This is a genomic window from Streptomyces sp. RKND-216, assembly GCF_004795255.1.
In the GTDB taxonomy this organism is placed as follows: domain Bacteria; phylum Actinomycetota; class Actinomycetes; order Streptomycetales; family Streptomycetaceae; genus Streptomyces; species Streptomyces hazeniae.
In genome coordinates, this window is sequence record NZ_SSBQ01000002.1 from 1,793,030 (window position 1) to 1,819,208 (window position 26,179).

At 74.3% G+C, this 26,179-nt stretch carries 25 protein-coding genes and 2 pseudogenes; 13 read left to right on the forward strand and 14 right to left on the reverse strand.

Annotated features, from left to right (window positions below; genetic code table 11):
* Positions 1-28 precede the first annotated feature (28 nt).
* From E4198_RS07665 to E4198_RS07680, 4 genes are all read right to left on the reverse strand, one after another.
* Positions 29-1,876 carry a hypothetical protein gene (locus E4198_RS07665; protein WP_136182512.1) on the reverse strand — a complete coding sequence of 616 codons (1,848 nt, stop codon included), beginning with the start codon at positions 1,874-1,876 and terminating at the stop codon, positions 29-31.
* Positions 1,873-3,828 carry a DUF3492 domain-containing protein gene (locus E4198_RS07670; protein ID WP_136182513.1) on the reverse strand — a complete coding sequence of 652 codons (1,956 nt, stop codon included), beginning with the start codon at positions 3,826-3,828 and terminating at the stop codon, positions 1,873-1,875. The genes E4198_RS07665 and E4198_RS07670 overlap by 4 nt, the downstream gene beginning before the upstream one ends.
* 191 nt (positions 3,829-4,019) lie before the next feature.
* Positions 4,020-5,522 (reverse strand): DUF3152 domain-containing protein, encoded by a 1,503-nt coding sequence (locus E4198_RS07675; RefSeq protein ID WP_281727967.1) that lies wholly within the window; start codon positions 5,520-5,522, stop codon positions 4,020-4,022.
* A complete protein-coding gene (locus tag E4198_RS07680) occupies positions 5,522-6,511 on the reverse strand; it encodes an alpha/beta hydrolase (protein WP_136182514.1) in 990 nt (329 codons plus the stop codon). The genes E4198_RS07675 and E4198_RS07680 overlap by 1 nt, the downstream gene beginning before the upstream one ends.
* A gap of 168 nt (positions 6,512-6,679) precedes the next feature.
* Here E4198_RS07680 and E4198_RS07685 point away from each other — a divergent pair, with 168 nt between their 5' ends.
* The 4 genes from E4198_RS07685 (at position 6,680) to E4198_RS07700 (ending at position 8,610) form a co-directional block, all read left to right on the forward strand.
* On the forward strand, positions 6,680-6,904 hold the full coding sequence (locus E4198_RS07685; RefSeq protein ID WP_136182515.1) for a hypothetical protein: 225 nt from the start codon (positions 6,680-6,682) through the stop codon (positions 6,902-6,904).
* Positions 6,905-7,136: 232 nt separating this feature from the next.
* Positions 7,137-7,757, forward strand: coding sequence for a TetR/AcrR family transcriptional regulator (locus E4198_RS07690; RefSeq protein WP_027764450.1), 621 nt, complete (start codon positions 7,137-7,139; stop codon positions 7,755-7,757).
* A 152-nt stretch (positions 7,758-7,909) separates the two neighbouring features.
* Positions 7,910-8,137: a DUF3107 domain-containing protein gene (locus tag E4198_RS07695; protein WP_210732912.1), complete on the forward strand. Its 228-nt coding sequence runs from the start codon at positions 7,910-7,912 to the stop codon at positions 8,135-8,137.
* A gap of 194 nt (positions 8,138-8,331) precedes the next feature.
* The gene (locus E4198_RS07700) at positions 8,332-8,610 is read left to right on the forward strand and encodes a hypothetical protein (protein ID WP_348771290.1); all 279 of its coding nucleotides are present in this window, start codon (positions 8,332-8,334) and stop codon (positions 8,608-8,610) included.
* A 45-nt stretch (positions 8,611-8,655) separates the two neighbouring features.
* Here the strand turns inward: E4198_RS07700 and E4198_RS07705 are convergent, their stop codons facing one another.
* The gene (locus E4198_RS07705; RefSeq protein WP_136182518.1) at positions 8,656-9,402 is read right to left on the reverse strand and encodes a ferritin-like fold-containing protein; all 747 of its coding nucleotides are present in this window, start codon (positions 9,400-9,402) and stop codon (positions 8,656-8,658) included.
* A gap of 517 nt (positions 9,403-9,919) precedes the next feature.
* On the opposite strand from E4198_RS07705, the gene E4198_RS07710 reads away from it, so the two are divergent.
* Positions 9,920-11,482 carry a DEAD/DEAH box helicase gene (locus tag E4198_RS07710; protein WP_247597586.1) on the forward strand — a complete coding sequence of 521 codons (1,563 nt, stop codon included), beginning with the start codon at positions 9,920-9,922 and terminating at the stop codon, positions 11,480-11,482.
* 265 nt (positions 11,483-11,747) lie between these two features.
* Positions 11,748-12,614: an alpha/beta hydrolase gene (locus E4198_RS07715; protein WP_136182519.1), complete on the forward strand. Its 867-nt coding sequence runs from the start codon at positions 11,748-11,750 to the stop codon at positions 12,612-12,614.
* A 40-nt stretch (positions 12,615-12,654) separates the two neighbouring features.
* On the opposite strand, the pseudogene E4198_RS25345 reads toward E4198_RS07715, so the two are convergent.
* The 5 genes and pseudogenes from E4198_RS25345 to E4198_RS07740 form a co-directional block, all read right to left on the reverse strand.
* Positions 12,655-12,969 (reverse strand): annotated as a pseudogene (locus E4198_RS25345) (TetR/AcrR family transcriptional regulator); the annotation flags it as partial.
* A 212-nt stretch (positions 12,970-13,181) separates the two neighbouring features.
* Complete coding sequence (locus tag E4198_RS07725; protein ID WP_136182520.1) at positions 13,182-13,790, reverse strand: MarC family protein; 609 nt, start codon at positions 13,788-13,790, stop codon at positions 13,182-13,184.
* A 204-nt stretch (positions 13,791-13,994) separates the two neighbouring features.
* Positions 13,995-14,840: a PHP domain-containing protein gene (locus E4198_RS07730; RefSeq protein WP_136182521.1), complete on the reverse strand. Its 846-nt coding sequence runs from the start codon at positions 14,838-14,840 to the stop codon at positions 13,995-13,997.
* Positions 14,841-14,990: 150 nt separating this feature from the next.
* Positions 14,991-15,629: a DUF6758 family protein gene (locus tag E4198_RS07735; protein ID WP_136182522.1), complete on the reverse strand. Its 639-nt coding sequence runs from the start codon at positions 15,627-15,629 to the stop codon at positions 14,991-14,993.
* A 134-nt stretch (positions 15,630-15,763) separates the two neighbouring features.
* A complete protein-coding gene (locus E4198_RS07740; RefSeq protein WP_136182523.1) occupies positions 15,764-16,351 on the reverse strand; it encodes a suppressor of fused domain protein in 588 nt (195 codons plus the stop codon).
* Between the two features lie 548 nt (positions 16,352-16,899).
* On the opposite strand from E4198_RS07740, the gene E4198_RS07745 reads away from it, so the two are divergent.
* Positions 16,900-18,042, forward strand: a complete 1,143-nt coding sequence (locus tag E4198_RS07745; protein ID WP_136182524.1) for a magnesium and cobalt transport protein CorA — start codon at positions 16,900-16,902, stop codon at positions 18,040-18,042.
* Positions 18,043-18,153: 111 nt separating this feature from the next.
* Positions 18,154-18,717 (forward strand): hypothetical protein, encoded by a 564-nt coding sequence (locus tag E4198_RS07750; protein ID WP_136182525.1) that lies wholly within the window; start codon positions 18,154-18,156, stop codon positions 18,715-18,717.
* 22 nt (positions 18,718-18,739) lie between these two features.
* Here E4198_RS07750 and E4198_RS25350 read toward each other — a convergent pair.
* Positions 18,740-18,847: pseudogene (locus tag E4198_RS25350) on the reverse strand (GNAT family N-acetyltransferase); the annotation flags it as partial.
* A gap of 191 nt (positions 18,848-19,038) precedes the next feature.
* Between E4198_RS25350 and E4198_RS07760 the strand changes: the two are divergent.
* Both E4198_RS07760 and E4198_RS07765 read left to right on the forward strand, forming a co-directional pair.
* Positions 19,039-19,473, forward strand: coding sequence for a hypothetical protein (locus E4198_RS07760; RefSeq protein ID WP_136182526.1), 435 nt, complete (start codon positions 19,039-19,041; stop codon positions 19,471-19,473).
* Positions 19,474-19,559: 86 nt separating this feature from the next.
* A complete protein-coding gene (locus E4198_RS07765; protein ID WP_136182527.1) occupies positions 19,560-19,991 on the forward strand; it encodes a protein-tyrosine phosphatase family protein in 432 nt (143 codons plus the stop codon).
* Positions 19,992-20,128: 137 nt separating this feature from the next.
* Here E4198_RS07765 and E4198_RS07770 read toward each other — a convergent pair whose 3' ends face one another.
* Positions 20,129-20,863, reverse strand: coding sequence for a hypothetical protein (locus tag E4198_RS07770; protein WP_168711393.1), 735 nt, complete (start codon positions 20,861-20,863; stop codon positions 20,129-20,131).
* A gap of 283 nt (positions 20,864-21,146) precedes the next feature.
* Between E4198_RS07770 and E4198_RS07775 the strand changes: the two genes are divergently transcribed.
* The 3 genes from E4198_RS07775 to E4198_RS07785 are packed head-to-tail and all read left to right on the forward strand — an operon-like array spanning position 21,147 to position 24,432.
* Positions 21,147-22,508, forward strand: coding sequence for a CBS domain-containing protein (locus E4198_RS07775; RefSeq protein ID WP_136182528.1), 1,362 nt, complete (start codon positions 21,147-21,149; stop codon positions 22,506-22,508).
* Complete coding sequence (locus E4198_RS07780) at positions 22,501-23,226, forward strand: DUF1003 domain-containing protein (protein WP_348771291.1); 726 nt, start codon at positions 22,501-22,503, stop codon at positions 23,224-23,226. The genes E4198_RS07775 and E4198_RS07780 overlap by 8 nt, the downstream gene beginning before the upstream one ends.
* A 45-nt stretch (positions 23,227-23,271) precedes the next feature.
* On the forward strand, positions 23,272-24,432 hold the full coding sequence (locus tag E4198_RS07785; protein WP_136182529.1) for an Mrp/NBP35 family ATP-binding protein: 1,161 nt from the start codon (positions 23,272-23,274) through the stop codon (positions 24,430-24,432).
* A gap of 123 nt (positions 24,433-24,555) precedes the next feature.
* Here the strand turns inward: E4198_RS07785 and E4198_RS07790 are convergent, their stop codons facing one another.
* Both E4198_RS07790 and E4198_RS07795 read right to left on the reverse strand, forming a co-directional pair.
* Positions 24,556-25,248, reverse strand: a complete 693-nt coding sequence (locus E4198_RS07790) for a hypothetical protein (protein ID WP_136182530.1) — start codon at positions 25,246-25,248, stop codon at positions 24,556-24,558.
* 323 nt (positions 25,249-25,571) lie between these two features.
* Positions 25,572-26,063, reverse strand: coding sequence for a sec-independent translocase (locus E4198_RS07795; RefSeq protein ID WP_136185245.1), 492 nt, complete (start codon positions 26,061-26,063; stop codon positions 25,572-25,574).
* Positions 26,064-26,179 lie beyond the last annotated feature (116 nt).

Sequence of the window (26,179 nt, forward strand, 5' to 3'; positions counted from 1 at the left end):
GGGCCGCCGGAGGCGGAGCGGACGGCGGTCACCGGGCCTGCCGGGCGAGGCGGTCGCCGGGCGGATCCGGCTCCACGCCCGTCGGAGCCGGGCCCGGCGCAGGCCCCTGACGGGGGAGGCGGCCGGACGCCTCCCCCGCGGCGGGCCGCTGGTGCGCGGACGCGCCGGTCAGGGCACGCAGCCCGTACGCCAGCAGCGCCAGGGCCGCCAGCGCGCAGGCGGCCGCCGGAACGACGGTCGGGCCGTACGCCGCGACGGCCTGCTCCACCGGCCGTCCGACCGCCGCCGCGCCGGGCAGCCGGGCCGCCAGCACGGTGCCCAGCGCGGCGGCGATCAGCAGGCAGGCGGCGGCCAGCCCGCCCGAAGCGGCGCGGGGGAAACCGTGGCGGCTCAGCAGCAGCGCCACGAACAGCAGCACGCCGAGCGCCGCCGTCGCCGCGTGGGTGGCGTGCGGGGCCGCCGCGCCGCGCACCAGCAGGTGAGCGGCGGCCTGCACGGCCGACAGTGCGACGGCGAAGAGGCCGACGGTCAGCAGCAGCAACGGCCGTACGCCCGCGGCGAAGTCGCCGAGGCTGCGGCTGCCCGCCAGCCTCCGCCGGGCCCGCGCCGCGAACAGGTGCGCGGACCAGGCCGCCGGCGCGACGCCGAACGCCAGTGCCAGGGGAACGCACAGACACGCGAGCGCCGGCAGAAGACGCCCGACGCCCGCTCCGCCCGCGATCAGCTCGGTGAGCAGCCAGTCGCCGTACAGCACGTAGCCGAGCAGCCAGCAGGCCCACAGTGCGGCGGTGCGCGTTCGTGCCACGCCGCGCAGCGACAGCCGTACGGCGGCGAGCACCGCGAGTCCGCCGAGCGTCCCCACGGCGGGCCGGGCGTACGGCGGCTCCAGCGGCACGTAGGTCAGCCCCACGACGGTGGCGGCGCAGAGCACACCGGGCAGCAGGTGACTGAGCCCGCGGCCCGCGGCCCGGACCCGGCGCGGCTTCTGCGGCCCGGATCCGTCGGCCGACGGATCCGCGACGGCCCCGTCCTCGGCGCGGGGCACCCGGACGTACAGCTCCTCGGCGAGGGAGAACACGTCGCGGTGCCGGTAGCGGGCGGCGGTGCGGTCGGTGATGCCGTGCGCCTCCAGTCCGGCGGCGATCTCCAGCGGGTCGACGGCCCGCTCGCACAGGGCCCGGTGGCGGTGCATCAGCTCCCGCACGGGGTCCGCCGAGACCCCCCGCCGCCCGCCGTCCGCGCGGGACGTCCTGCTGCCGGCCGGTGCTGCCGCGTCGGCGTCCGGGGCGGGCGCCCGGCGCCCCGTGACCCGTACGCCGGGCGCGGGCCCTCCCGGATGCGGGGGCGAGGGGTCGTCCCGGGTGGCCCGGGGGGCGTCGGCGGCGGACCGGGGGGCGTCGGGCTCGGCCGGCTGGGTGGGCCCGAAGGAGCCGGTGTGGAGGCGGGTTTCGGGGGCGGGCGGCGCGGGGCTGGGGGCCCGGGTGGGTGTCGCGGCCGCACGACGACGTGGCGGCGGGCCGTCCAGGGCGTGCAGCGGCCCCGTGGGCGGTTCGGCGAGCGGCACGCCCTCCGCGTCCAGCGCGGCCGACGCGGGATGCCCGGCCTCCGGCCACACCACCTGGGCTCCCGATCCCGAAGTGGCCCCCGCACCCGGCGCGGAGCGCCACGAGTCGAGGGGCTCGGGGCCGGATTCGGCGGGCGGACCGTCGGCGTCGTCGACCAGGGTCCACGAACGGGTGTCCCACGCCCCCGGATTGACGGGGGCGACGGTCTCGGCGGGCTCGGCCTGCCCGGACGGGCCGGCGGGCCTCCGGTCGGGCCCGGACGGCGGAGGCGTGCCCTCCGGGGCGCGCCGGTGCGGATGGCGGGACGTCATGCGGGGTCCTCCTGGCCGGGCCGGACACCGACGGCCGGGGTACCGGACGCGGCGTGCCGGGCCCAGCTCGGGCCGTGGACGGTGGCGGGCTGCGCCGCCCGGGCGTGCGCGGGCGAGCGCAGTCCGGCCGGGCGGGGCGAGGCGGTCGCGGACGCGAGCGCCGCCGGGGGTCTGGCGGTGCTGGCCCAGCGGCCTGGAACATGGGACTCGGCGGGCTGCGCGAACGGCACCGGCGCGCCGTCGACGTCGAGGGCGGCGGGGGCGCGCGTGCTGCGCGACATCAGTTCGAGGTAGATCCCGCGGAACGCCTCGACGTTCTGCTCCACGGTGAACAATTCGAGCGCCCGGGCACGCGCCGCCGCGCCCAGGCGCGTGCGGCGGGCGGGGTCGCGGAGCAGCGCGAGACACGCGTCGGCGAGGGCGCGGGGATTGCGGGGCGGCACCACCAGGCCGGTGCCGCCGATGACCTCGCACACCGCGCCGACGTCGGTGGAGACCGTGGCGCGGGCGCAGAACATCGCCTCCACCAGCGAGACCGGAAAGCCTTCGACGACGCTGGAGAGGACGGCGACGGTGCCGCCGGCGTAGGCGTCGGCGAGAGTGGGGGCGGCGGGACCGCCGATCTCCTCGAAGACCACCGGGTTCTCCCCGACACTGCGTGTGTCGGCGGCCTCGTCCGGGAACAGGTGTGCGGCGAGCGCGCGCAGGTGTGCCGCGTACGCGGCGGCGTCGGGTGCGGTGCCGAGCCCGGTGGAGACGATGCGCAGGCGGGCGCCGGGCAGCGCGTGGCGCACCTCGGAGAAGGCGTGCAGCAGAGCGACGAGGTCCTTGGCGGGTTCGACCCGTCCGACCCAGAGCAGGGTGGGCCGGGACCGGCCGCCGCAGCCCGGCGTGTCTCCGTCGCTGCCGCCCGCGGGGACGTCCATCACGGCCTCGCCGACCTCGGTGAACGGCTCGGCGTCCATGCCGGGGTAGACGGTGCGGAGCCGTTCGCGGCGGGCGCCGCAGCGTTCCTGCCAGCGGCGCGCGTGGGTGTTGCCGGGGGTGATGAGCTGGGCGCGGGCGTACGCCTCGTGCGCCAGCCGGCCCTGGAACGAGGCGAGCAGCGCCCGCACGGGCTGCCGCGCGTCGGCGGGCCGGACGCCGGGCGCCGCACCGCCGGGGCCGACGCCGCCGGCCTGCGCGGGGAGGGGGGTGCTGGCGAGGTAGTGCTCGCGGAGCCGGACCCCGTACTCGGTGATGAGCAGGGGCGTGCCGTAGGCGCGGGTGGCGAGGAGCCCGGCGAGTGCGGCGGGGCCGCCTCCGACGGCGTGGCACAGGTCGGCGTCGCCCAGGCCGGCGCTGCCGGGGCCCTCGTCGAGCCAGTCCAGGGAGAGCGGGCGCAGGGCACGTTCCAGCCGGTCGACGACGGCGAGCAGGTCGGAGACCTGGGCGGCGTGCGCGGCACGCAGGGCGCCCGGCGCGCGGCACGCGGACTCCAGGACGCGGACGGCGAGTTCGGAGCGGATCGCGTCCGGCAGGCCGCCGTGGTCGCGGGCGAGGTCCGCGAGTCCGTGCAGACCGGCGGCGAAGCGTTCCGCGGCCGTGGGGCCAGTGCGGTCCGCCCGGTCGGGCTCGTCACCGTCGGCGGCCGGGGTGCAGATCGCCGCGGCGAGCTCCGCGAAGCACTCGGCGAAGCGGCGGCGTTCGCGGCGCCCGGTGATGCCGCGTGCGGCGGTGCCGTCGGCGCAGGGGACGTGCACCGGTGGTTCGCCCCACAGCGGAGCGGTGCGGACGTGCCGCACGTTCTGCGGCAGGTCGCACCAGCCGGCCTGTTCCTGGCGCGGGCTGCGGCTGAGCGCGTAGAGCTCGAACTCGTGTCCGCCCAGCCCTCGCACCAGCCGGTCGCACCACAGCACCGACTCACCACGCGCGAAGGGGTAGCCACCCTCCGTAAGCAGTGCAACGCGCACGAACGCACCCCCGGCCGATCGACAAGTGGGCCACCGCGTCGGATGCGGTGGATGTGACGCCGACGACGGTATGCGCGGTACGGGGGGCTACGACGGACGGTTGTCCGTCGCACCACCGGAAGGGGTGAACGGCCGTGACTTTCCGGACGTTTGCGCGTTCAACGGTCTCGCGGCGGTACGCGGTGCGCCGGTCAGCCGTCCTTCTCCGGGTGCGGCCAGGCGTTCGGGCGGCATGTGGCGGCACCGGTGGTGAGGGTCTTGGTCTGCTGCATCATCACGGGCGCGAGGGCTCCGTCGGACCCGCAGAAGCGGTGTCCGAGCCCGAGCCGGTGTCCGACCTCGTGGTTGATCAGCATCTCGCGGTACTCGCGGATGCGGTCGTCGCCGAAGGTCTCCGAACCCTGCGCCCAGCGCCAGGCGTTGATCATGATGCGGTTGGTTGCCGCGGAGTCGCAGGACACGTTCTGCACCGTGGTGTCCAGGCCGGACTTGGCGCACCATGCGCCCGTGGTGCCGGGGCTGGCCAGAGTGATGACGAAGTCGGCGTCGTCGGAGGCAACCCGCTGGAAGCTGCGCGCACCGTCGTGCGCCCAGCTGCGGTCGTCGTTCAGTGTGCGGTGCACGGCTTCGGCGAACAGTTCGGCGTCGAGCGGGAGTTCCTTCTCCACCTGGACGCGGTAGCGGACGACCTCGCCCCGGCCGTCGCCCTCCTCCCGGCCCTCCACGGTGCTGAACTCGCCGGTGCCGTGCAGGTCCGGGTCCAGGGGGAGGACGGTGGCGATCCGCTCCGCGTAGGTCAGCGGACGGGCGGCCTGCGTGTCGGACGGTGTGGGGCGCGGCACGCGGCGGGAGGACTCGCCGTCGCCGCCGCGGGCCTCGCCCGCTCCGGCGGCCGCGTCCCGGTTGTCCGGCCGCTGTTCCAGGCCGGTGACCTGGCCGGCCACCACGATCGCCAGCGCGGTCGTGACCGCGGCGGCGGCCACGCCGGTGAACGTGCGGCCCTTGGTGCGGGCGCGCTGCGGCCCGGTCTCCGGGTCGTCGTGGTCACCTTCATGGCCACCTTCATGGTCGCCGTCGGGGCCCGGCGACGCGGAGTCCCACGGGTCCTCGGCGCGGGGCGGCGGGGCGCCGTGGCCACCGCCGACGGCACCCGAGGCCCGACGGCCCGGCATCTCGGGCGGCGGGGCGGAGCGCGACGCGGAGCCTGCGGCGAACACGTCGTCGTCGAAGGCGTCCAGATAGTCCTGGCGCGGGCCGTACCGCGGGCCGGGCGCCGCTCCGCTGCGCGGGACGCCGGGCCGGGGACCACCGGAGCGCGGCCCGGCGACGGTAGGAGGGGGGCCGGTGGCGGGGCCGCCGCCCCAGGCGCCGCCGTGTTCGCGGTGCTGCGGGTGACCGCCGCGCGCCTGCGGCGTCCCGCCGGGGGGCGTGCCGTACGCGGCGGGGCCCGGATAGGGGGCTCCGGCCGGGCTGCGCTCGCCCGGGTAGGGCCGGGGCACGGCCGGACGGCGCAAGGAGCCGGGCGCGAAGGGTGCAGGACCCGAGGAGTCGGGAGGCGGCGCGGGCCGGGCGGCTGCGGCACCGTCCGGACCACCGGCCGCCCAGGGCTGGGCACCCACCACGGGTCCGGCCTCGGGCACGGTCCGGGCCGGGGTCTCCGGCGGAGCGTTCCGCTTGCGGCTGTGGCGTCCCACTACGCTCCCTTCACTGCCTGCTCGCTCCGGTCGGATGTCTCCGCCAGCAGCTCGCGGAAGGCCCGCGCGACCACGTCGGGGTACTCCATCATCGCCACGTGCCCGGCCTCCGGCAGCGCGACCAGCCGGGAGGAACGGAAGGCGGTGCTCGCCCGGCGCGCCATGCGGAACGAGACCAGCTGGTCGCGGCCGCCGTAGACGAGCAGCGTCGGGGCGAGCACCCGCTCGGCCTGGCGCCACAGGGAGTGCTGACCGCCGAGAGTGTAGGCGTTCACGAGGCCGCGCGCCGAACGGGTCAGCGCGTCCCAGAAGTACGGGAGTTCGAGCCGGCGCGCGTACTCCCGCACCGCGACCTGGAAGTCCTCGGGCGCCACCCGGCCGGGATCGCCGTAGCACAGGGCCAGGACCTCGCGGGTGCGGCGCTCCGGCGTCCAGTCCTTCGTCAACCTGCCGAAGAGGGACGTCACCCCCGGGAGGGCGAGCAGCGCGGTCGGTACGGCGGTGCGCTGCGGGCGCAGCTCGGGCAGCGCCGGGGAGACCAGGGTGAGCGTGCGCACCAGGTCCGGACGCATCGCGGCGACGCGGGTGGTGACCGCGCCGCCGAGGGAGTTGCCGAACAGGTGGACCGGGCCGCGCTCGGACGCGTCGAGGAGTCTGACCACGGCGCGGGCGTGGGCGGACACGGAGTAGTCGCCGTCGTCCGGCGGCGGCGACCCTCCGAAGCCGGGCAGGTCCACGGCCTCGCCGTCGAGGTGCCCGGCCAGCTCCCGCATGAGTGCGGACCAGTTCTGCGACGACCCGCCGAGACCGTGCACGTACAGCGCGGGCGGCAGCCCGCGACGGACCGGCGGCCGGGCGCGCACGGAGAGCGTGAGACCGGCGAGGGAGACGTCGCGCAACGCCTCCCCGCCATGGACGTGCGGTCCGTTCAGGTCGGGGATCGCGTGCGGGACGGCGGTACGCAGATCCGGCTGCTCGGTCGACGACATGAAGCAATATTACGAGACGATCACGCGGGTACCCAGGTGTGCGCCGTCACTGCCGCGGGGACCCGCACGACATACCGCGGGGAACCGGCCGGAACCGGTCGCGTTCCGTAGCGGTTGCACCCGCCTGGAGCAGATTGCGGAACGCCCGCACCGGAAAGGGGAGCCCACATGTCTGTCGACCCGACCGATCCCGAAACGTTCGACGACGCCTATGAGGAGGAGCCGGAGGGAGCCGAGCTCGAGGCGCCCGAGGCGGACGCCGCGGAGCAGCAGGCCGATCTGCTGCGGCAGCGCAGCGAGCCGATGACCGGCCGCGGCTCCGACGAGGTGGACCCGGCGGACGCCGCCGAGCAGGCCCGTGTGGTGGAGGTGAACGAGGACGAGTACCGCTGAGACGCTCCCCGGGCCCCGGGCCCCGCCCCGGGGGCCGGTCGCCATCCGGGTGCCCCTCGCCCCGCCCTGCGGCCAGAGGGTGTCCCGATAGCCTGCGCTGAGCGAGAATGTGCGCTTGCGGAGCGCGGACCCGGGTTACCCGAAAGTACGATGGCAGTCTCGGCGCGCACCGCGCGGAGAAGCAGCAGTCCCCTGGCCCGGCCGGGGAGGCACCAGGGAGGCGAGCGTGACGATCGAGCAGACAGCAGCAGAGGCGCGCCCCCGCGGCACGCGCCTGCCGCGCAGGGCCCGACGCAACCAGCTCCTGGGCGCCGCCCAGGAGGTGTTCGTCGCACAGGGCTACCACTCAGCGGCGATGGACGACATCGCGGACCGCGCGGGCGTCAGCAAACCAGTGCTCTACCAGCACTTCCCCGGGAAGCTCGACCTCTACCTCGCGCTGCTCGACCAGCACTGCGACGCGCTCCTCCAGCAGGTGCGCAACGCGCTGGAGTCGACCCACGACAACAAGCAGCGGGTCGCGGCCACGATGGACGCCTACTTCGGCTTCGTCGAGGACGAGGGCGGCGCGTTCCGGCTGGTCTTCGAGTCCGACCTGACCAACGAACCAGCCGTGCGCGAGCGTGTGGACCGGGTGAGCCTGGACTGCGCGAAGGCCGTCTGCGGGATCATCGCCGAGGACACCAAGCTGCCCTCCGACCAGGCGATGCTGCTGGCGGTGGGCCTGTGCGGGATGGCGCAGATCACCGCCCGGTACTGGCTGGGCGCCGGCCAGCGCATCCCACGCGACGCGGCGGCCCGCCTGATCTCGTCGCTGTCCTGGCGCGGCATCGCCGGTTTCCCCATGCAGTGAGCCCGCAGCGGGCCCACCGCTCGGGCCGGGCCGCGCCCCGGTGTTCGCTGTCGGCATGCGGGCGGGGCCCTCGGCGTGATGCCCGGGGGAGCTAATCTGTGCTGCGTACGGCGCGGCTGTCCGCGCACCCCGACCGTCGGAGGGACATGGCCGTGGAGGTCAAGATCGGCGTGCAGCACGCGCCCCGCGAGATCGTCATCGAGAGCCGGCAGAGCGCCGAGGAGGTCCAGGCCGCCGTGGAGGCGGCGCTGGGCAAGAACAGCGCGTTGCTCTCCCTCGAGGACGAGCACGGCCGCCGGGTCCTGGTGCCGTCCGACAAGGTGGCCTACGTCGAGATCGGCGAGCAGGCCGGACGGAAGGTCGGCTTCGGCGCGCTCTGACGACGCGTCCGGGGCACACTCCGAACACCCCGTGGGGTACGGGAGTTGACTCCCGTACCCCACACGTGTATGCGCGGGGCGCCTGTTCTCCGCCCGTACGCCCGATGTTCACCTTCACAGCAGTTTCACGTTCTGCGCGGCGAGGGTAGGACCGGATCGACCGGCTCCGCACCAATGGCTCGGGAGGTCCTGTGGTGGCGTACGCACTCTGCTCGGCGATCGTCGGACTGGCCCTGGCATGGGCCGCAGCACACCGGCTTTCCGGGCGGCTGCCGCAACGCAGCCTGGTGCTGCCGACGGGCGCGGGCGGCGGACTGGTGGGCGGGCTGGTGGCCTACGCGGTGATGGGCCCGGGCAACCTCGGCCTCGCCCTGGTGATCTCGGCGGCCGTGAGCGTGGCGATGCTCTCGCTCCTCCACGGGCGCTCCGCCCGCCCCGCCCCGCGCGCGACGGCCGCGCCCCGCATCCCCTGACACCGGTGACCGGGGCGGCGGCCCGCCGCCCCGGGCGGGCGAGCGCTACGCGGCGAGCCCGAGGGCGGCCATCCGCTTGGTGTGGGCCTCGGTGATGCGGGAGAACATGCGCCCGACCTCAGCGAGGTCGAATCCGTCGGCCAGCCCGCCCACGAGCATCGTCGACAGCGCATCCCGGTCGGCGACGACCCGCTGCGCCTGCGCCAGCGCCTCGCCCATCAGGCGCCGCGCCCACAGCGCGAGCCGGCCGCCCACCCGGGCGTCGGCGTCGATCGCGGCGCGCACCTTCTCGACCGCGAAGCCGGAGTGTCCCGTGTCGTCCAGCACCGCGAGCATCAGCGCGCGGGTGTCCGCGTCCAGCCGGGCCGCGACCTCGCGGTAGAAGTCGGAGGCGATGGAGTCGCCGACGTACGCCTTGATCAGACCCTCCAGCCAGTCGGAAGGCGCGGTGAGCCGGTGGAACTCGTCGAGCGGCGCGGCGAACGGCTCCATGGCCTGCGTGGGGTCCGCATCGATCTCCGCCAGCCGCCGCCGCAGCCGCTCGAAGTGCTGGAACTCCGCGGACGCCATCGCCGCGAGCTGCGCCTTGTCCGCCAGGGTCGGCGCGAGCTTCGCGTCCTCCGCGAGCCTTTCGAAGGCCGCCAGTTCCCCGTAGGCCAGGGCGCCGAGCAGGTCCACGACGGCGGCCCGGTACTGCGGGTCGGCGGCGGCCTGCTCCCAGCTCTGCGCGGCGATGCCGGTGGCCGCGGCGTCGCGGCCGGCGGCGTCGGTGTGTGTGTCGGGCGTCTCCATAGCCCAGCACGATAGCCCTCCCCACCAGGACCGGAACCCCGCAGCCCCGCTCCGGCGACCGCAGGTGTGAAGTCGTACACACCCGTCGTCCCGGTACACCTGCGCGGATCCGGGGTACAGTGCTATAGGAGCCCGCCGGACACGGGGGGCCCGACGCATATCGCGGATGCCCGGTCGGTGGCCCGATCGGCTCCGACCCGACAAGCCCTCCACGTGGCTGGGTGCACCGAGCACCGGCCACGTTCCATGAGGGACCGCTCGCGCGAGATGAGCGCCAGAGCGATGAGCTAGTGGTCCCGCGCCGACCGGTGGACCAGGCCGCAGGAAGGCCCCCGCCGCAACCGGCCACGGTACTGACCCGCCTCGCTCCACCGGGCCCCACCGGTGCCGCCTCGCCTCGCGTCACACAGAAGAGGCAAGCATCCTGTCCACCACATTCCGAGAGCTCGGAATCCTCTCCGAGACCGCCGAGGCCCTCGAGGCCGTCGGCATCACGTCCCCCTTCCCCATCCAGGAGATGACCCTTCCGGTCGCGCTCGGCGGCTCGGACGTCATCGGCCAGGCGAAGACCGGTACCGGCAAGACGCTCGGTTTCGGGCTGCCGCTCCTGGAGACCGTGACCGTCCCCGCCGACGTCGAGCTGGGCCGGGCGAAGCCCGAGCAGCTGACGGAGGCGCCGCAGGCGCTGGTGGTCGTTCCCACCCGTGAGCTGTGCCAGCAGGTCAGCAACGACCTGCTCACCGCGGGCAAGGTCCGCAACGTCCGCGTGCTGTCCATCTACGGCGGCCGGGCGTACGAGCCGCAGGTCGAGGCGCTGCGGAAGGGCGTCGACGTGGTCGTCGGCACCCCCGGCCGCCTGCTCGACCTGGCCGGCCAGCGCAAGCTCGACCTGTCGCACGTCAAGGCCCTCGTCCTCGACGAGGCCGACGAGATGCTGGACCTCGGCTTCCTGCCGGACGTCGAGAAGATCATCCAGCTGCTGCCGGCGAAGCGGCAGACGATGCTGTTCTCGGCCACCATGCCGGGCCAGGTCATCTCCCTCGCCCGCCGGTACATGAACCAGCCCACGCACATCCGGGCCACCGCCCCCGACGACCACGGCCACACGGTCGCCAACACCGAGCAGCACGTCTTCCGCGCGCACTCGATGGACAAGCCGGAGATGGTCGCCCGCATCCTCCAGGCCGAGGGCCGCGGCCTGGCGATGATCTTCTGCCGCACCAAGCGCACCGCGGCCGACATCGCCGAGCAGCTCTCCCGCCGCGGCTTCGCCGCCGGCGCCGTACACGGCGACCTGGGCCAGGGCGCCCGCGAGCAGGCGCTGCGCGCCTTCCGCAACGGCAAGGTCGACGTGCTGGTCTGCACCGACGTCGCGGCCCGCGGCATCGACGTCGACAACGTCACACACGTGATCAACTACCAGACGCCCGAGGACGAGAAGACGTACCTGCACCGCATCGGCCGTACCGGCCGCGCGGGCAACTCGGGTACGGCCGTCACGCTGGTCGACTGGGACGACATCCCGCGCTGGCAGCTGATCAACAAGGCGCTGGAGCTGTCCTTCCCGGACCCGGAGGAGACCTACTCCACCTCGCCTCACCTGCACGAGGCGCTCGGCATCCCCGAGGGCATCAAGGGTGTTCTGCCGCGCTCCGAGCGCACCCGGGCCGGCCTCGCCGCCGAGGAGATCGAGGACCTCGGCGAGACCGGGCCGCGCGGCGCGCGCGGCGGCCGCGGTGGACGCGGCGGTGCCCGCTCGGGCGGAGACGCCACCGAGCGTCCGAGCCGTGAGCGGAGGTCGCGCCCGCGCCGGCGCACGCGTGGCGGGCAACCCCTCGAGGCGGCGGCCGAGACCGCGGCTCCGGCGGCGGCACCCGGCCAGAGTGCGCCGGAAGGCGCGGCCCGCAAGCCCCGGCGGCGGCGCCGCACCCGGAGCGGTGCGGCAGCGGCAGCCGGTGGCGCCGTCGCCGAAGTCCCGGCTGAGCCGCAGGCGTCCGGCGGCGCGGAGGGCGGCGCGGCAGCCAAGCCCCGTCGTCGCCGTCGCACCCGCGGCGGATCCGCCTCCGCTGCGGAGAGCTGAACCCCCTGACCGGTCGGCCGGGCCCTGCCCGGCCGACCGGACGCACGCGACGGGCGGGCTCGCACGAGCCCGCCCGTCGCGTGCGTCCGGGTGTGGCATCGTGCCGGCGCCACTCCCCCCGCGCGGGGCTGCGTGAACCGTCGGGCCGGGGCGCGGCTCGCTCCGGCGCGCCCTTCCGCGCCTCGCGGCCGGGCGGCCCCGGGGTCGGCGGGGAACGCGCCCCGCGGTTCTCGCCGCGGCACCGCGCACGCGGTAGCGTCACGGCATGAGCCGACCGCCCCTCCTCGAACTCCCCCACGGTGCGCGTGCGCACCGGCTCCCCACCGCGCGCGGCCCGTTCGCCGTCCACGAGATGGGCTCCGCCACCCGCGGCACCGCCTTGCTGATCCCCGGTTTCACGGGCAGCAAGGAGGACTTCATCGGCCTTCTGGAGCCGCTGGCTCACGAGGGATACCGTGTGGTCGCCGTGGACGGGCGCGGGCAGTACGAGACGGGCGGACCGCGCGACGAGAGCGCGTACGCCCCGGAGGAGCTGGCGGCCGACGTCCTGGCGGTCGCCGAGACGCTGAAGGCGGAGCACCCGCTGCACCTGGTCGGGCACTCGCTCGGGGGCCTGGTCGCCCGCGCCGCCGTGTTCCGCGACCGCACGCCGTTCGCCTCGCTGACGCTGATGAGCAGCGGTCCGGGTGCCGTCTGCACGACCCAGCAGTCGCGGCTGAAGATGCTGCTCGGCGCGCTGCCGGTGATGGAGATGGAGGACGTCTGGCGGGCGATGCGGGAGCTGGACCCGCCGGAGGCGGCGGACGACCTGACGCCCCCGGCGGTGGCGGAGTTCCTGCACCATCGCTGGCTGGCCAACGTGCCCGAGCAGCTGATCGCCACCGCACAGCAGCTGCTCACCGAGCCGGACCGCACGGCGGAGCTGACGGAACTGGCCGCGACGGGCATGCCGGTGCACGTGTTGTCCGGGGAGCTGGACTACGCGTGGCCGGTACCGCAGATCGACGCGCTGGCCGCGGCGATCGGCGCGCGGCGGACCGTGATCACCGGCGCCGAACACTCGCCGAACGCGGACCAGCCGCAGCAGACCGCGCAGGCCCTGCTGGCCGGCTGGGCAACCCCCGCGCGCTGACGGGCGACGGCAGGACCGAGGGGAGTTCCCGCCGACATGCTCAGGGCGCGTCGGCGGTGAGGTACCGCCGCACGGTGGGCCCGAGCCAGGCGACGATCTCGTCCCGGCTCATCGCCGCGGCGGGCGGCAGCCGCAGCACGTAGCGGGCCAGCGCCATGCCGAGGATCTGCGCGGCGACGAGTGCGGCGCGCCGCGGCGCCTGCCCGGGCACCGGGCACACCCTGGCGACGACGGGTCCGAGCTGCTCGCGGAAGATGTGCCGCATGCGGGCCGCGCCCGCTTCGTTGGGGACACCGCCACGCAGCAGGGCGGTGAGCGTCCCGTCCTGCTCCCAGCGGGCGAGGAAGTGCCCGACAGGCGCGCAGGATCGCGGCGCGAGTGGCGTCAGAGTACGTCGCCTGGGCGGATGGCGCTGCCGACGAGACCTCGCTGCGCGCGGCCCTGAACGCCTGGACGGGTACACCCGCCGCGGAGACGGCGCCTGACCACGCCGCCCGGCACGGCCGGTCCCCAGCCCGTGAACCCGCGCGCGTCCCCCGGCCCCACGATTGGGGGACGCGGGCCGGGTCAGCCGTTGCCGGAGACGAACCGCGTGACGCCGTTGGCGATCTGCTGGACGGCGATGGCGGACAGCAGCATCCCGGAGAGCCGGGTCACCAGCACCACGCCGCCGTCCTTGATGACGCGGATGACCAGCAGCGAGTAGCGCATCACCAGCCACAGCACGAGGTGCATGGCGACGATCGCGCTCCACACTGCGAGCTGGCCGCCCCAGCCGTCCGCGCGCTGTACGGCGAGGATCACCGACACGATGGCGCCCGGCCCCGCCAGCAGCGGCATGCCGAGCGGGACCAGGGCCGCGTTGACGTCCTTGGTCTGCGAGGGCTCGTCCGCCTTGCCGGTGAGGAGGTCCAGCGCGACCAGCAGCAGGAGCAGTCCCCCTGCGACCATCAGGGCCGGCACCGAGACGTGCAGGTAGTCGAGGATCTGCCGGCCGCAGATGCCGAAGACGGTGATCACGCCGAACGCGACGGCCGTGGCCTGGAGCGCCATCCGGCGCTGCACCTTGGCGGGACGCCCGGAGGTGAGGCCCAGGAACACCGGGGTGATCCCCGGCGGGTCCATGATCACGAAAAGGGTGAGAAAGACGGATCCGAAGAGAGCGGCGTCGAACACGAGAGGGCCTTGCGGGGTGGGGGAAGGTGACGGGGTGCGGGGCGGGGACGCACGGGCGCACGGCGCCGCGCGCCGCGTCGTGCGGCCGGGACGCGCCGCGCGCGTGGGGCCGCACGCGGGGTGGCGCAGCGTGGGGCGGAGGCGGGGGCAGACGCGCGGGCGCCGCGTCACCCGTAGGGGCCGGCGCGGCGGAAGGACCGTACGTCAGCCCGTGACGGGCTTCGCGCCTGACGCGCGGGCGGCGATCTCGGCGTACACGTCCGGATCGGTGGTGTGCTCGCCGAGCACGCAGGTCTTCCGGGCGCCGTGGTAGTCGCTGGAGCCGGTGGCGAGCAGGCCGAGGTCCGCGGCCATCCCGTGCAGGCGGGTGCGGGTGGCCGGTTCGTGGTCCATGTGGTCCGCCTCCAGGCCGTCGAGGCCGGCGTCGGCGAGTTCCGCGATGGCCGACTCGGGCAGCACCTCGCCGCGCTTGACGGCGAGCGGATGGGCGAAGACGGCGACACCGCCTGCGTTCTTGATCAGCCGGACGGCGTCGAACGGATTCAGCTCGTGCTTGTCGACGTACGCACGGCCGTCGTTGGCGATCCACTCGGAGGTGAACGCGTCGGTCACGGTCTCCACGACTCCGAGCTCGACCATGGCGCTGGCGATGTGCGGCCGGCCCACGGCGCCGTCACCGGCGATCTCGGCCACCCGCTCCCAGGTGACGGGGACGCCCAGCTCGCGCAGCTTGCCGACCATCGCCTGGGCTCGCGGCACCCGGTCGTCGCGCACGAGTTCGCGTTCGCGGGCCAGCTCCGGCTCCTCCGGGTCGAACAGGTAGCCCAGCATGTGCAGGGGAATGCCGTCCAGGCGGCAGGACAGCTCGATGCCGGTGACCACCGTGAGGCCGGCGGGCACCGCGGCCCGCGCCTCCTCGTACCCGGCGACCGTGTCGTGGTCGGTGAGCGCGACGACGTCCAGACCAGCCGCGGCGGCGTTGCGCACCAGCTCGGCGGGCGCGTCGGTACCGTCCGACGCGGCGGAGTGGGTGTGCAGATCGATGCGCACGGCGGGGTGCTCCAACTACGGACAGCGAACGGCGGGCGCCCTCACTCTACCGGCAGCGCGCCCCACGGCCGGACGGCGCGGCCCGGCACCGGCGGCACGCACCGGCACCGCCCCGGGCACGCCCCCCGCACCGCCGGACACCCCGGCCGCTCAGCCGACGAGACGCGGCGAGAGCGCCCCGATCGGCAGCAGGTCGACCTCCGCACCGGCGTCGCGCAGGTCGGTGAGGACGAGTTCGTCGTAGAGGAGCAGGCCGGACTGCTCCGGCCAGACGACGGCCCACAGCCACAGCCCGCGCGCCTCACCGGCGAAGACGGCGCGGTCGGACGGAGTGCCGTGCAGCAACCAGAGCGGAGTGGGGCGGCCCGCCGCGAGCACCTTGCCGTCCGGGGGCTTTTCCACCTGGAGGTACGGGCCGGGGTCGGGCCCGTCGATACCGGCGTACCGCGCGCCGAGGCCGACACCGAGTTCCTCCGCGATCAGCAGCAGCTCACCGGGCCCGCCGAGGGGCCCCGGGCCGGAACAGGCGACGACGGTGGCCCGTCCGCCGCTACGGTCGTCCCCAGCCCCGGCGACCCCGGTGAAGAGCCATCCGACGGGCAGCGGCCAGGGCATCCACACCGGCACCTCGGCGCGGCCGACGACGACGGCGAGCGCTTCGACGCTCGGCGGCACCACAGGCTGCAACGGGTGCACCGCTCCGTGCATCCCGCACTGCCAGGTGTCGGCGAAGAGACCGGGCGCCCGCACCCGGCCACCGCATTTCGGGCAACTGGGTTCGCCCCTCATGACCCACCACGGTCCTCCCCTCCCGGCACGCCGTCAAGGACGATCACCCGGTCGGGAAAGTGCATGCGGGTTGAATTTGTGAGACTCACTAACGTTCTGCGTGCCGCACCCGATGCCGCGGGACCGAAGCGACGTTACGGCTCCAGCGGCACGCCGGCCCGCAGCGGGTCGCGGAGGTCCGTGCCGTGCGCCAGCCAGCGTTCCTCCAGGGCGCCGGCGCCGCGCACCCGCTTCCAGGCCGCCTCGTGCGGCGTCATCGGCAACAGCGGCAGGAACCGCACCGGGTCCAGCGGCGGGTCCAGCTCCAGGTCCGGGACCAGACCGCCGCCCTCCGCCACCAGTACGGAGGTGAACGGCGCCTGCGGCCACAGCGGTTCGCCGATGTCCAGCGACGCACCAGGCGCCACCACGACACCCTCCACCTGCGGCGAGGCGGCCAGCACGGCCAACGGTCGCAGCACCTTGTCCGTGTCGGCCGCACCCGCGCGCACGGACAGCAGCAGCTCTGCGCGCGGCCCGCGGTCGGGGTCGGCCAGCGCCGCCGCCGGGTCCGTCATCGGCGCGGCGGACATCCCCAGCGTCGCGTAGCGCACCACGTCCCCGTCGAGGAAGCGCAGCACCTCGATGCGTTCGGTACCCAGGAAGGTCACCGCCGCCCGCGCTTCCGGCTCACCCAGAGCGGTGCGCAGCCGGGTCTCGACGAGTTGAGAGACGTCCACCATGCGCGCGAGCATAGGCGCGACGGAAAACCGCCGGTGCCCGGCCCGCCGGGGGCGGCGGATCACCCTGCGGGTGTTACCGTTGACCGCTGGTCAAAGCTGCTGCTGCAGCACCGGGCAGGTTCGTACATCCCCCACGGGGGACCGGCCGGAGGAGGTGGGACTTCATGGATCCGAGTCGACCGTGCAGTACCAGTCGTTCTTCCGCACGGCACCCGCGGTTCCACGCCTGAGGCCCGGTATCCCCCACCGCGGCGCGGTGAAACCCCCGGACCGGCCCGACATCCGGCCGAACCGGTAGCCGGGCTCCGGGCCGTTCCCGGATGCCGCCGGAGCGCACACGCGGAAGAGCGACGGAACACAGTCCCCGACCGCCCGCTTCCGCCGTACCCTTACGTCCGCACACGGCGCCCGCGCGGTACCCGCTTTGCGGACCTCCGCCTGCCGCACGCTCCCGCATTCGACGGGGCGTCGGCCACCGTAGGTCCCCATTCCGGGTAGCGCTGCGCCCGCCGCCGACGAGACGGCACGGCACCCGTGAGGAGCCCAGCATGTCCATGATCCGTGACCTGCGCGCCGCCGTCCGCCCCGCACTCCGCCGGGGCGACCGCCAGAGCTACAGCTACGACACCACCCGCGACCGGTCCACCGCCGTCGTCGACTGCGCCGTCTACCGCGACGGCCACCGCATCACCAACCGCCTCGAGCCGGACGAGGCGCTGCGCGCCGCGCGCTCCGGAGAACCGGGCGACTTCGTGTGGATCGGCCTGCACGAGCCGACCGAGGAGGAGTTCTCCGGCATCGCCGAGGAGTACGGACTCCACCCACTGGCCGTGGAGGACGCCGTCCACGCACACCAGCGCCCCAAGCTCGAGCGCTACGACGACTCGCTGTTCACGGTCTTCAAGACCATCCACTACGTCGAGCACGCCCAACTCACCGCCACCAGCGAGGTCGTGGAAACCGGTGAGGTGATGTGCTTCACCGGCCGGGACTACATCATCACCGTCCGGCACGGAGGCCAGGGCTCGCTGCGCGCCCTGCGGCACCGCATGCAGGAGGACCCGGAGCTGCTCGCCAAGGGCCCCTCCTCGGTGCTGCACGCCATCGCCGACCAGACTGTCGACGGCTATCTCGCCGTCGCCGACGCCGTGCAGGACGACATCGACGAGGTCGAGATCGCCGTCTTCTCCGAGAGCACCGGCGGCGGGGGCGGCGCGGACGGCGGGTCCACGCCGGGCCGCCGGCGCGGCGGCGACGCCGGGCGCATCTACCAGCTCAAGCGCGAAGTACTGGAGTTCAAGCGCGCCGTGTCGCCGCTGATGCGTCCGATGCAGCAGCTCAGCGAGCGCCCGATGCGCTTGGTCGACGCCGAGGTGCAGAAGTACTTCCGCGACGTCGCCGACCACCTCGCCCGCGTCAACGAGCAGGTGCTGGGCTTCGACGACCTGCTCAACTCCATTCTCCAGGCCAACCTCTCGCAGGCCACCGTCGCGCAGAACGAGGACATGCGGAAGATCACCTCGTGGGCGGCGATCTTCGCCGTCCCGACGATGATCGCCGGCATCTACGGCATGAACTTCGAGTACATGCCGGAGCTCCAGTGGAAGGGGTCCTACCCGACGGTGCTCCTCGTCACGGTCAGCATCTGCATCGCCATCCACCGCGGCTTCAAGCGCAACGGCTGGCTGTAGCGGCGTACCTGGGCACGGGGCGGGGAAACGCACGCGAAAGCGCGCGGCGGGAGTTGCGCGGGGGCATAGGCGTCCGCCCGGCCGCACAGCGGGTCGCGTACGCTGCGGAGCATGACCGCCCTCGACCAGGCCCTCATCGAGGAGACCGCCAAGAAGTCCGCGCTGCTGTGGGTGCGCGGACCGCAGGGCCCCGCCCGCGCGCTGTGGCACGTGTGGCACGAGGGTGCGGTCTGCCTCGTGGGGCGCGGCTCGGACACCCCCGGCCCGGACGCGGACCCCGGCAGGACCGAACAGCCCCTGTCCGGCCTCGGCCTCACCGACGGCGGGACCGCCACCGTCACCGCCCGCAGCAAGGACAAGGGCGGTCGCCTCGTCGCGTGGCCCGCCCGCGTCGTGGAACTCCGCCCCGGCACGGAGGCATGGCAGACGGCGACCGAGGAGTTGAAGGGCAAACGCCTCAACGCCCCCGACTCCGGCACCCTGCTCGAGCGGTGGTCCCGCGACTGCCGGGTGCTCCGGCTGGAGCCGGCCGGCATCCCCGTCCAGGCACCGGACAGCATGCCGGACACCGCGCAGGCCGCCCCTCCGCTGCCCAGCCCGGCCACCACCCGGCGCCCCGCCCCCGCCGGCCTGCCGAAACTGCTGCTGCGCGGCCGCCGGGGCAAACGCCGCTAGAAGCACCGTCCGGGAGCGCCGGTCACAGCTCCAGCACGCCCACCGTCTCGCCGCCGCTGGTCTCCCCCGTGGGGCGGAAGCCGAGCGTGAGACAGAACGCCTCCGGCCCGCCTGCGCCGGGCTTCCACGTTCTGAGGGGTGAGGCGCTCCAGCCGCAGCGAGGCCATGGCGCGACCCGATCCGGGGCGATCGGCCCGGCACCGTGCGGCGTACGGGCGCGGGCCGACCCGGTGATCTCTGAAGGGGCAGGTGGTGGCGCTCCCGCGACGGGGAACACAGCCTCCCGTCCTTCCCGCACACTCCGAAAGGACAGGCCACACCATGCGCCTGACGACCCGCCTGCTCCCCGCCACCGCACTCGCCGCCGCACTCACCCTGGGCGCCGCCCCCGCCGCGACGGCCCACACGACCCCGCTCCCGATGAGCGGCGGCCCGACCAAAGTCGTTCACGAGAGCGGGTACGGCGACGTGACCGCTCGCTGCCCGCTCGGATACCGGGCCACCGGCGGAGGCGTCGCCGTCGACCACAAGGACGAGGTCGCCACCCTCCACTCCCGCCCCACTCAGGACGGCCTCGGCTGGGAGGGCCGCGCCCTCGGCGAAGTCGAGCCCTCGGAGAGGAACGGCGAGAAGCAGAAGGAGAGCAAGGAGCGCAAGACCGTGAAGAAGGCCGAGAAGAAGCAGGACGAGCTGGACCGCCCGGACGAGAAGCTCCACGGCCTCCCGCTCACGGTCTACGCCGTCTGCTCCCTCTGACGTTCGGGTCCTCCCGCACCCGCGAGCGGCCCGACCTCTTCCGGGGCGGGCCGCTCGGCGTCCGCACCCGTCGCTAGGGTGCGAGGGTGACCGGCACCTGGGAACCCGGCGCCACCGGCGTCCTCCCCCTCCCCTCCGGACGCCTCGTCCGCGGGCGCGGCCTCCGCGCGCCGCTGCCCGACGGACCGGCACCGGACTTCGCGCTCCACCTCCTCGGCACGCAGCCACCACCGACCCCCTGGGAATCCCGCTGGCTGCGCTGGCCGGACTTCCGCCTCCCGGCGGACCGCGACCTCACCCACGCCCTGATCGCCGAAGCGTGGACGCGCGCCGGCCGCGAACGCGTCGAGGTCGCCTGCGCAGGCGGCCGCGGCCGTACCGGCACCGCCCTCGCCTGCCTCGCCGTCCTCGACGGCGTCCCCGCCGCCGACGCCGTCGCCTACATCCGGCGCCACTACCACCCCCGCGCGGTGGAGACCCCCTGGCAGCGCCGCTACGTCCGGCGCTTCCAGCCGTGACGTTCCTGCGGTACTCCCGTTCACCTGTTCGCGTGGACCGCGGGCTGTTCGGGTGCCACGCTCTCGACCTCCTCGGCACCTGGCTCCGCCGCGCCATCACGGCAGATGAGATCTTCGGCGAGGACTGAACCCGCCGGTCAGGCGTCGTCGGTGGAGGCGGAGATCTTCTTGCCGTAGTCGACGACGTTGCCGTCCTTGGGGGCGTGTATGGCGAAGCCCTGGTTCCACTCGTCGAGTTCGACGGTTCCCGCGCCGCCGGCGCGTTTGAGACGGAGGGGGTAGGGGGTGCCCTCCAGGGAGACGGCTATGGAGCCGCCGGAGCCGCCGCCTGCGAGGACCTGGACGGCGCGGGTGCCCGCGACCTCCAGCCGGTCCCCGGTGGTGCGTTCGCCGTCGAGCACGAGCAGTCCCTCAAGCAGGACGTCCATTTGTGTGAAGCCGCTGAGCTGGTCGTACGCCGCGTCGCCGTCGGGGACCTTGACGTACTTGCCCTCGAGCTTCTGCGCCGCGGCGAGGTCGGCCTCGGAGGGTTCGCCCTTGCCGCCCTTCTCCTGGTCCACCCAGAAGGCGGCGCCGGCCTTGAGGTAGAGGTCCTCGTCGACGCGCAGGAGGGAGAAGGTCTCGCCGCCCTTGGTGGCGACCTCGCCCACGGCGCCGGTGTCCTTGAGACGCATCTCCAGGCGGTAGGTGTGGCCCTTGGCGACGATGGTGCCGGAGAGGCGGACGGACTCGGCGTCCTCGACCGCCGTGCGGGCCTTCTTCTCGATCTTCGCGGGCGGTAGCTCCTGGACGCCGTTGGTGCCTTGGTCCGGGTCGTCGCCGCAGGCGGTGAGGGACACGGTGAGTCCCACGCAGATGGCCGCCGTCAGCACGGCACTCCGTCGAGTGCGGACCCGTCGCGTCACTGGGGCTTCCTCCGGAGGAAGGGGGAGAGGGGACAGGGCCGCACCTTACCCGGCAGGTGTGGGGACACGATGAGGCAGCCGCCACCTGCCACGTCGCGGGGCGGGGGCGGGTGGGGGCACGTTAGTCTGAAGCGGACGAAACGCCGGGTCGCGGGGCGCCACAAGGGGGTGGAACGCCCTCGTTCAGCCCCCGGCCCCGCCCGCCGCGCCCCGGCGGCGCGACCGGGCCGGGAGGAAGGGAGCACGTCCGATGGCAGGTTCCTCCCGGGTCTTCGTCTCGCATCTGTCCGGCGTCTCGGTCTTCGACCCGAACGGCGACCGCGTGGGCCGCGTTCGCGACGTGGTGACCCAGCTGCGTCCCGGTGGGCGGGCGCCCGGAGTTCTGGGGCTGGTCGTGGAGGTCGTGAGCCGGCGTCGGGTGTTCCTGCCGATGACACGGGTGACGGGCGTCGAGTCGGGCCAGGTGATCACCACCGGCGTGCTGAACATGCGCCGGTTCGAGCAGCGCCCCACCGAGACGCTGGTGCTGGGCGAACTGCTGGACCGGCGGGTGACGCTGGTGGAGTCCGGCGAGGAGGCCACGGTGCTGGACGTCGGCATCGCGCAGCTCCCGGCCCGCCGCGACTGGCAGATCGACAAGGTGTTCGTGCGCCGGGGCCGGGGGGGCCGGTCCGCGACCCTGCGGCGCCGGGGCGAGACGCTGACCGTGGAGTGGTCGGCGGTGACGGGCTTCGCGCTGGAGGAGTCCGGCCAGGGCGCCGCGAACCTGCTGGCCACCTTCGAACAGCTGCGGGCGCCGGACCTGGCGAACGTGCTGCACCACCTGTCGCCGAAGCGGCGTGCCGAGGTGGCGGCCGCACTGGACGACGACCGGCTGGCGGACGTGCTGGAGGAGCTGCCCGAGGACGACCAGGTGGAGATCCTGGGCAAGCTGAAGGACGAGCGCGCCGCGGACGTGCTGGAGGCGATGGACCCGGACGACGCGGCCGACCTGCTCTCGGAGCTGCCGGAGGAGGAGCAGGAACGTCTCCTCACTCTGATGCGGCCGCAGGACGCGGCACCCGTGCGGCGGTTGCTCACGTACGAGGAGGACACGGCCGGCGGCATGATGACCACCGAGCCGATCATCCTGCGGCCGGACGCGACGGTCGCGGAGGCCCTGGCCCGGGTGCGGAACGCGGACCTGTCGGCGCCGCTGGCCGCACAGGTGTACGTGGTGCGGCCGCCGGACGAGACGCCGACCGGGAAGTACCTGGGCGTGGTGCACTTCCAGCGGCTGCTGCGCGACCCACCGTTCACGCTGGTGGGTTCGATCGTGGACAGCGACCTGCGGCCGCTGCCACCCGACACCCGGCTTCCGGCGCTGACCAGCTACCTGGCGACGTACAACATCGTCGCGGCGCCCGTCGTCGACGACGGCGAGCACCTGCTGGGCGCCGTGACGGTCGACGACGTCCTGGACCACCTGCTGCCGTCGGACTGGCGCGAGTCCCCCGCATCGGCCCTGCCGGACCTGTCGGGGGACGGCGCGTCGGGCCCCGCGGCCGACAGCGGCGGCGCCGCGACGACGGAGGAGCTGCGCGACGACGTACGAAAAGCCTTCGATGGCTGAGCGCGACGAGCAGCGCCCCTCCCGCGCGGGCGCGGGCGCCGCCGCGGCCGGCACGGGCACCCGGGTACGGCTGGACCAGCCGCGGGTGCCGCGGCGCAGCCTGCTGCCGGAGTACGACCCGGACGCCTTCGGGCGCCTGTCGGAGAAGATCGCCCGCTTCCTGGGCACCGGTCGCTTCATCGTCTGGATGACGGCGGTGGTGATCCTCTGGATCGGCTGGAATGTGGTGATGCCGCCGGCCGTGCGATTCGACGAGTACCCGTTCATCCTGCTGACGCTGGCTCTGTCGCTCCAGGCGTCGTACGCCGCGCCGCTGATCCTGCTGGCGCAGAACCGGCAGGACGACCGGGACCGGGTGAACCTGGAGCAGGACCGCAAGCGCAACGACCGCAGCATCGCCGACACGGAGTTCCTGTCCCGGGAGGTCGCGTCACTGCGGCTGGGGCTGGGCGAGGTGGCGACCCGCGACTGGATCCGCTCCGAGCTCCAGGACGTGGTCAGGCAGCTGGAGCACACGAACGGTCACGGCCCGGCGCCCCACGCCCCGCCGCACGACGGTCACGACGGTCACGGCTACGAGCACCCGGGCGAGCATCGCCGGGCGGGGCGGGGCCGCGAAAGGGACGGGCGTGAACCGCACGGCCGCGACGGCCGGACGGACCCGGAGCCCGACGCCCAGCGCGGCCCGCGGCGCCGCAGGGGTGACCAAGACCGCTGACGGCTCCCCTTCGGGACGGCGGTCCCCGCCCCTTACCATTTCCCCATGGCTACCGAACCGTACGAGACCACTCCCACCGAGGACGCGGTGCGCGCCGCACTGGCGACGGTGAACGACCCGGAGATCCACCGGCCGATCACCGACCTGGGGATGGTCAAATCCGTCGCCGTCGCACCGGACGGCTCGGTCGCGGTCGGCGTCTACCTCACGGTTTCGGGCTGCCCGATGCGCGACACGATCACGGCGAACGTCACCGAGGCCGTGCAGAAGGTGCCGGGCGTCTCCGGCGTCAGCGTGGAGCTGGACGTGATGAGCGACGAGCAGCGCCGTGAGCTGCGCGACTCGCTGCGCGGCGGCAAGGCCGAGCGCGAGGTGCCCTTCGCGCAGCCGGGGTCGCTGACCCGCGTGTACTGCGTGGCGTCCGGCAAGGGCGGCGTCGGCAAGTCCTCGGTGACGGTCAACCTCGCCGCGGCGATGGCGGCGGACGGGCTGAAGGTCGGCGTCGTGGACGCGGACATCTACGGTCACTCGGTGCCGCGCATGCTGGGCACGGACGACGCCCGGCCCACCCAGGTCGAGGACATGATCATGCCGCCGTCGGCGAACGGTGTGAAGGTCATCTCCATCGGCATGTTCACCCCGGGGAACGCGCCGGTCGTGTGGCGCGGGCCGATGCTGCACCGTGCGCTGCAGCAGTTCCTGGCGGACGTGTACTGGGGCGACCTGGACGTGCTGCTGCTGGACCTGCCGCCGGGTACCGGCGACATCGCGATCTCCGTCGCCCAGCTGATCCCGAACGCCGAGATCCTGGTGGTGACGACGCCCCAGCAGGCCGCCGCCGAGGTGGCCGAGCGGGCCGGGTCGATCGCGGTGCAGACGCACCAGAAGATCGTCGGCGTGATCGAGAACATGTCCGGTCTGCCCTGCCCGCACTGCGACGAGATGGTGGACGTGTTCGGCACCGGCGGCGGCCAGCGGGTGGCCGACGGACTGACCAGGACGACCGGCGCCCAGGTGCCGGTGCTCGGCTCCATCCCGATCGACGTCCGGCTGCGCGAGGGCGGCGACGAGGGCAGGCCCGTGGTGCTGACCGACCCCGAGTCCGCGGCCGGCGCGGCGATTCGCGCGGTGGCGGGCAAGATCGGCGGACGCGAGCGCGGGCTGTCCGGCATGTCGCTGGGTCTGACGCCGAGCAACAAGTTCTGACGCCCCCGGCGGGGCACGCCGGGGCACGGCGAAGGGCCACACCCGGAGGGTGTGGCCCTTCGCCGTCACGCGACGCGGGGACGTCCGGCAGGGGGCGCGGAGACGTCCGTCCGGTCCGCCGGCTCAGTCGGCGGGCGGGGCGTAGCCCGCGATGTCCTTCACCACGGAGAAGCCGAGGCCGTACGCGCTCATGCCGCGCCCGTAGGCGCCGATGTGCACACCCTCCTGGGCGGGCCCGGCGAGCACCCAGCCGTACTCGGACTCGCGGTAGTGGAATTCGGTCGGCACCCCGTCCACCGGGAGGGTGAGCCGGGACCAGCCGGAACCGCCCAGGTCGTCGGCGAGCTCCCAGGAGAGGGCGGTCTGCTGATCGAGCCAGTCCTGCCGCAGCGCCCGCTCCATCTCCGTCGGCCAGGTGCAGGACAGCAGCCCCGAGCCGGCCAGCCAGGCGGCGGTCGACACCGAGGTCGCCTCCAGCACGCCGGTGCCGTCGCCGCTGTGGCGCACCGGACGCCCCGCGACGGTCACCACCACGGCGAACCGCTGGACCTCCAGGCCCTGGTCCCCCTTCCAGGACGGCACCTCGCCGTGACCGGTCGAACCGTGCTCGACGGTGCCGTCGGCGGCCGTACCGACCCGCATCAGCCAGCGGGCACCCGTGAACGCCTCGTCGAGGCCGTACCAGGGGAAGTCGGCCGTCAGGTATCCGTCGACCCCCCGTCTCGCTCCGGGCGCGTCCTGTGCGGCGGGCGCTTCTTCGCCGGCCGGCGTGCCGCCGGGCGCTGCCTGCGGTTCCACCCGACTCGTCGTCTCCATCTGCGCGACGCCTCCTCGTTGGCTTCCTCGGTCGGCCCGGCCCAGAGGCCCGGGACGCCCGACCACGGACACAGGGAGGATAGCCACCCGGAACGGCCGTGTCGGGCATGCCTGACGTTACGCGCCCCCCGAATGCTTCGCGCGCCGACGCGGAAATGCCCGCGGACGTGCGGAGTAACTGCTATCGCCGCAGGGTGACGCGGGTGGCGGGGGTGACGGAGGTCACGCGACTGACTGGCAGGGGGGCGGTCACCGAAGGGACCGGGACGGCGTACGGGCGACCGCCGGACGAGGGCGGGCCGAAGGCGGTGCGAGGGGCAGTCTCAGGTGGCGTCGGCGTCGTACGGCGGCGCGTCGTCCGCCGCCGTGCGCGTCGCCGTACCGGGCTTCCCGCCGTCCTTGTCGAGCCGGACGCTGCCCGGCTCCTCGGCGGCGGACGCCGTGGAGCCGTTCGGAGAGGCGCTGACGGGGACCGTGCCGGAGTCGTCGTCCCGGCTGTTGACCGCGTCGGTGACCTCGGCGAGGTCCTTGCGCAGGTCGAAGCCGTTGCGGATCTCCTTGATGCCCAGGTCGTCGTTGTCCAGCAGGTGCTTGCGGGCGAAGTTCTTCGGGTTGAGGTCCTCGAACTCGAAGTCCTTGAACTCCGGGCCCAGCTCGCTGCGGATGTCCTCCTTGGCGCTGTCGGAGAACGCCCGCACCTTGCGGACGAACCCGGCCACGTCCTGGATCAGCTTCGGCAGCTTCTCCGGACCGAAGACGAAGATGGCGAGGACGATGAGCGCGATCAGCTCGAGGGCTCCTATGTCGAAGAACACCTTCACTCCCTCAAGCGTCGTCCGCGACCGTCGTCTGCGTGGCCTTGCCGGTGTGCGGCCTTGCCGGTGTGTGACCGGACGGGTGCGTGACCGCACGGCCCCGGACGTCACGGTAC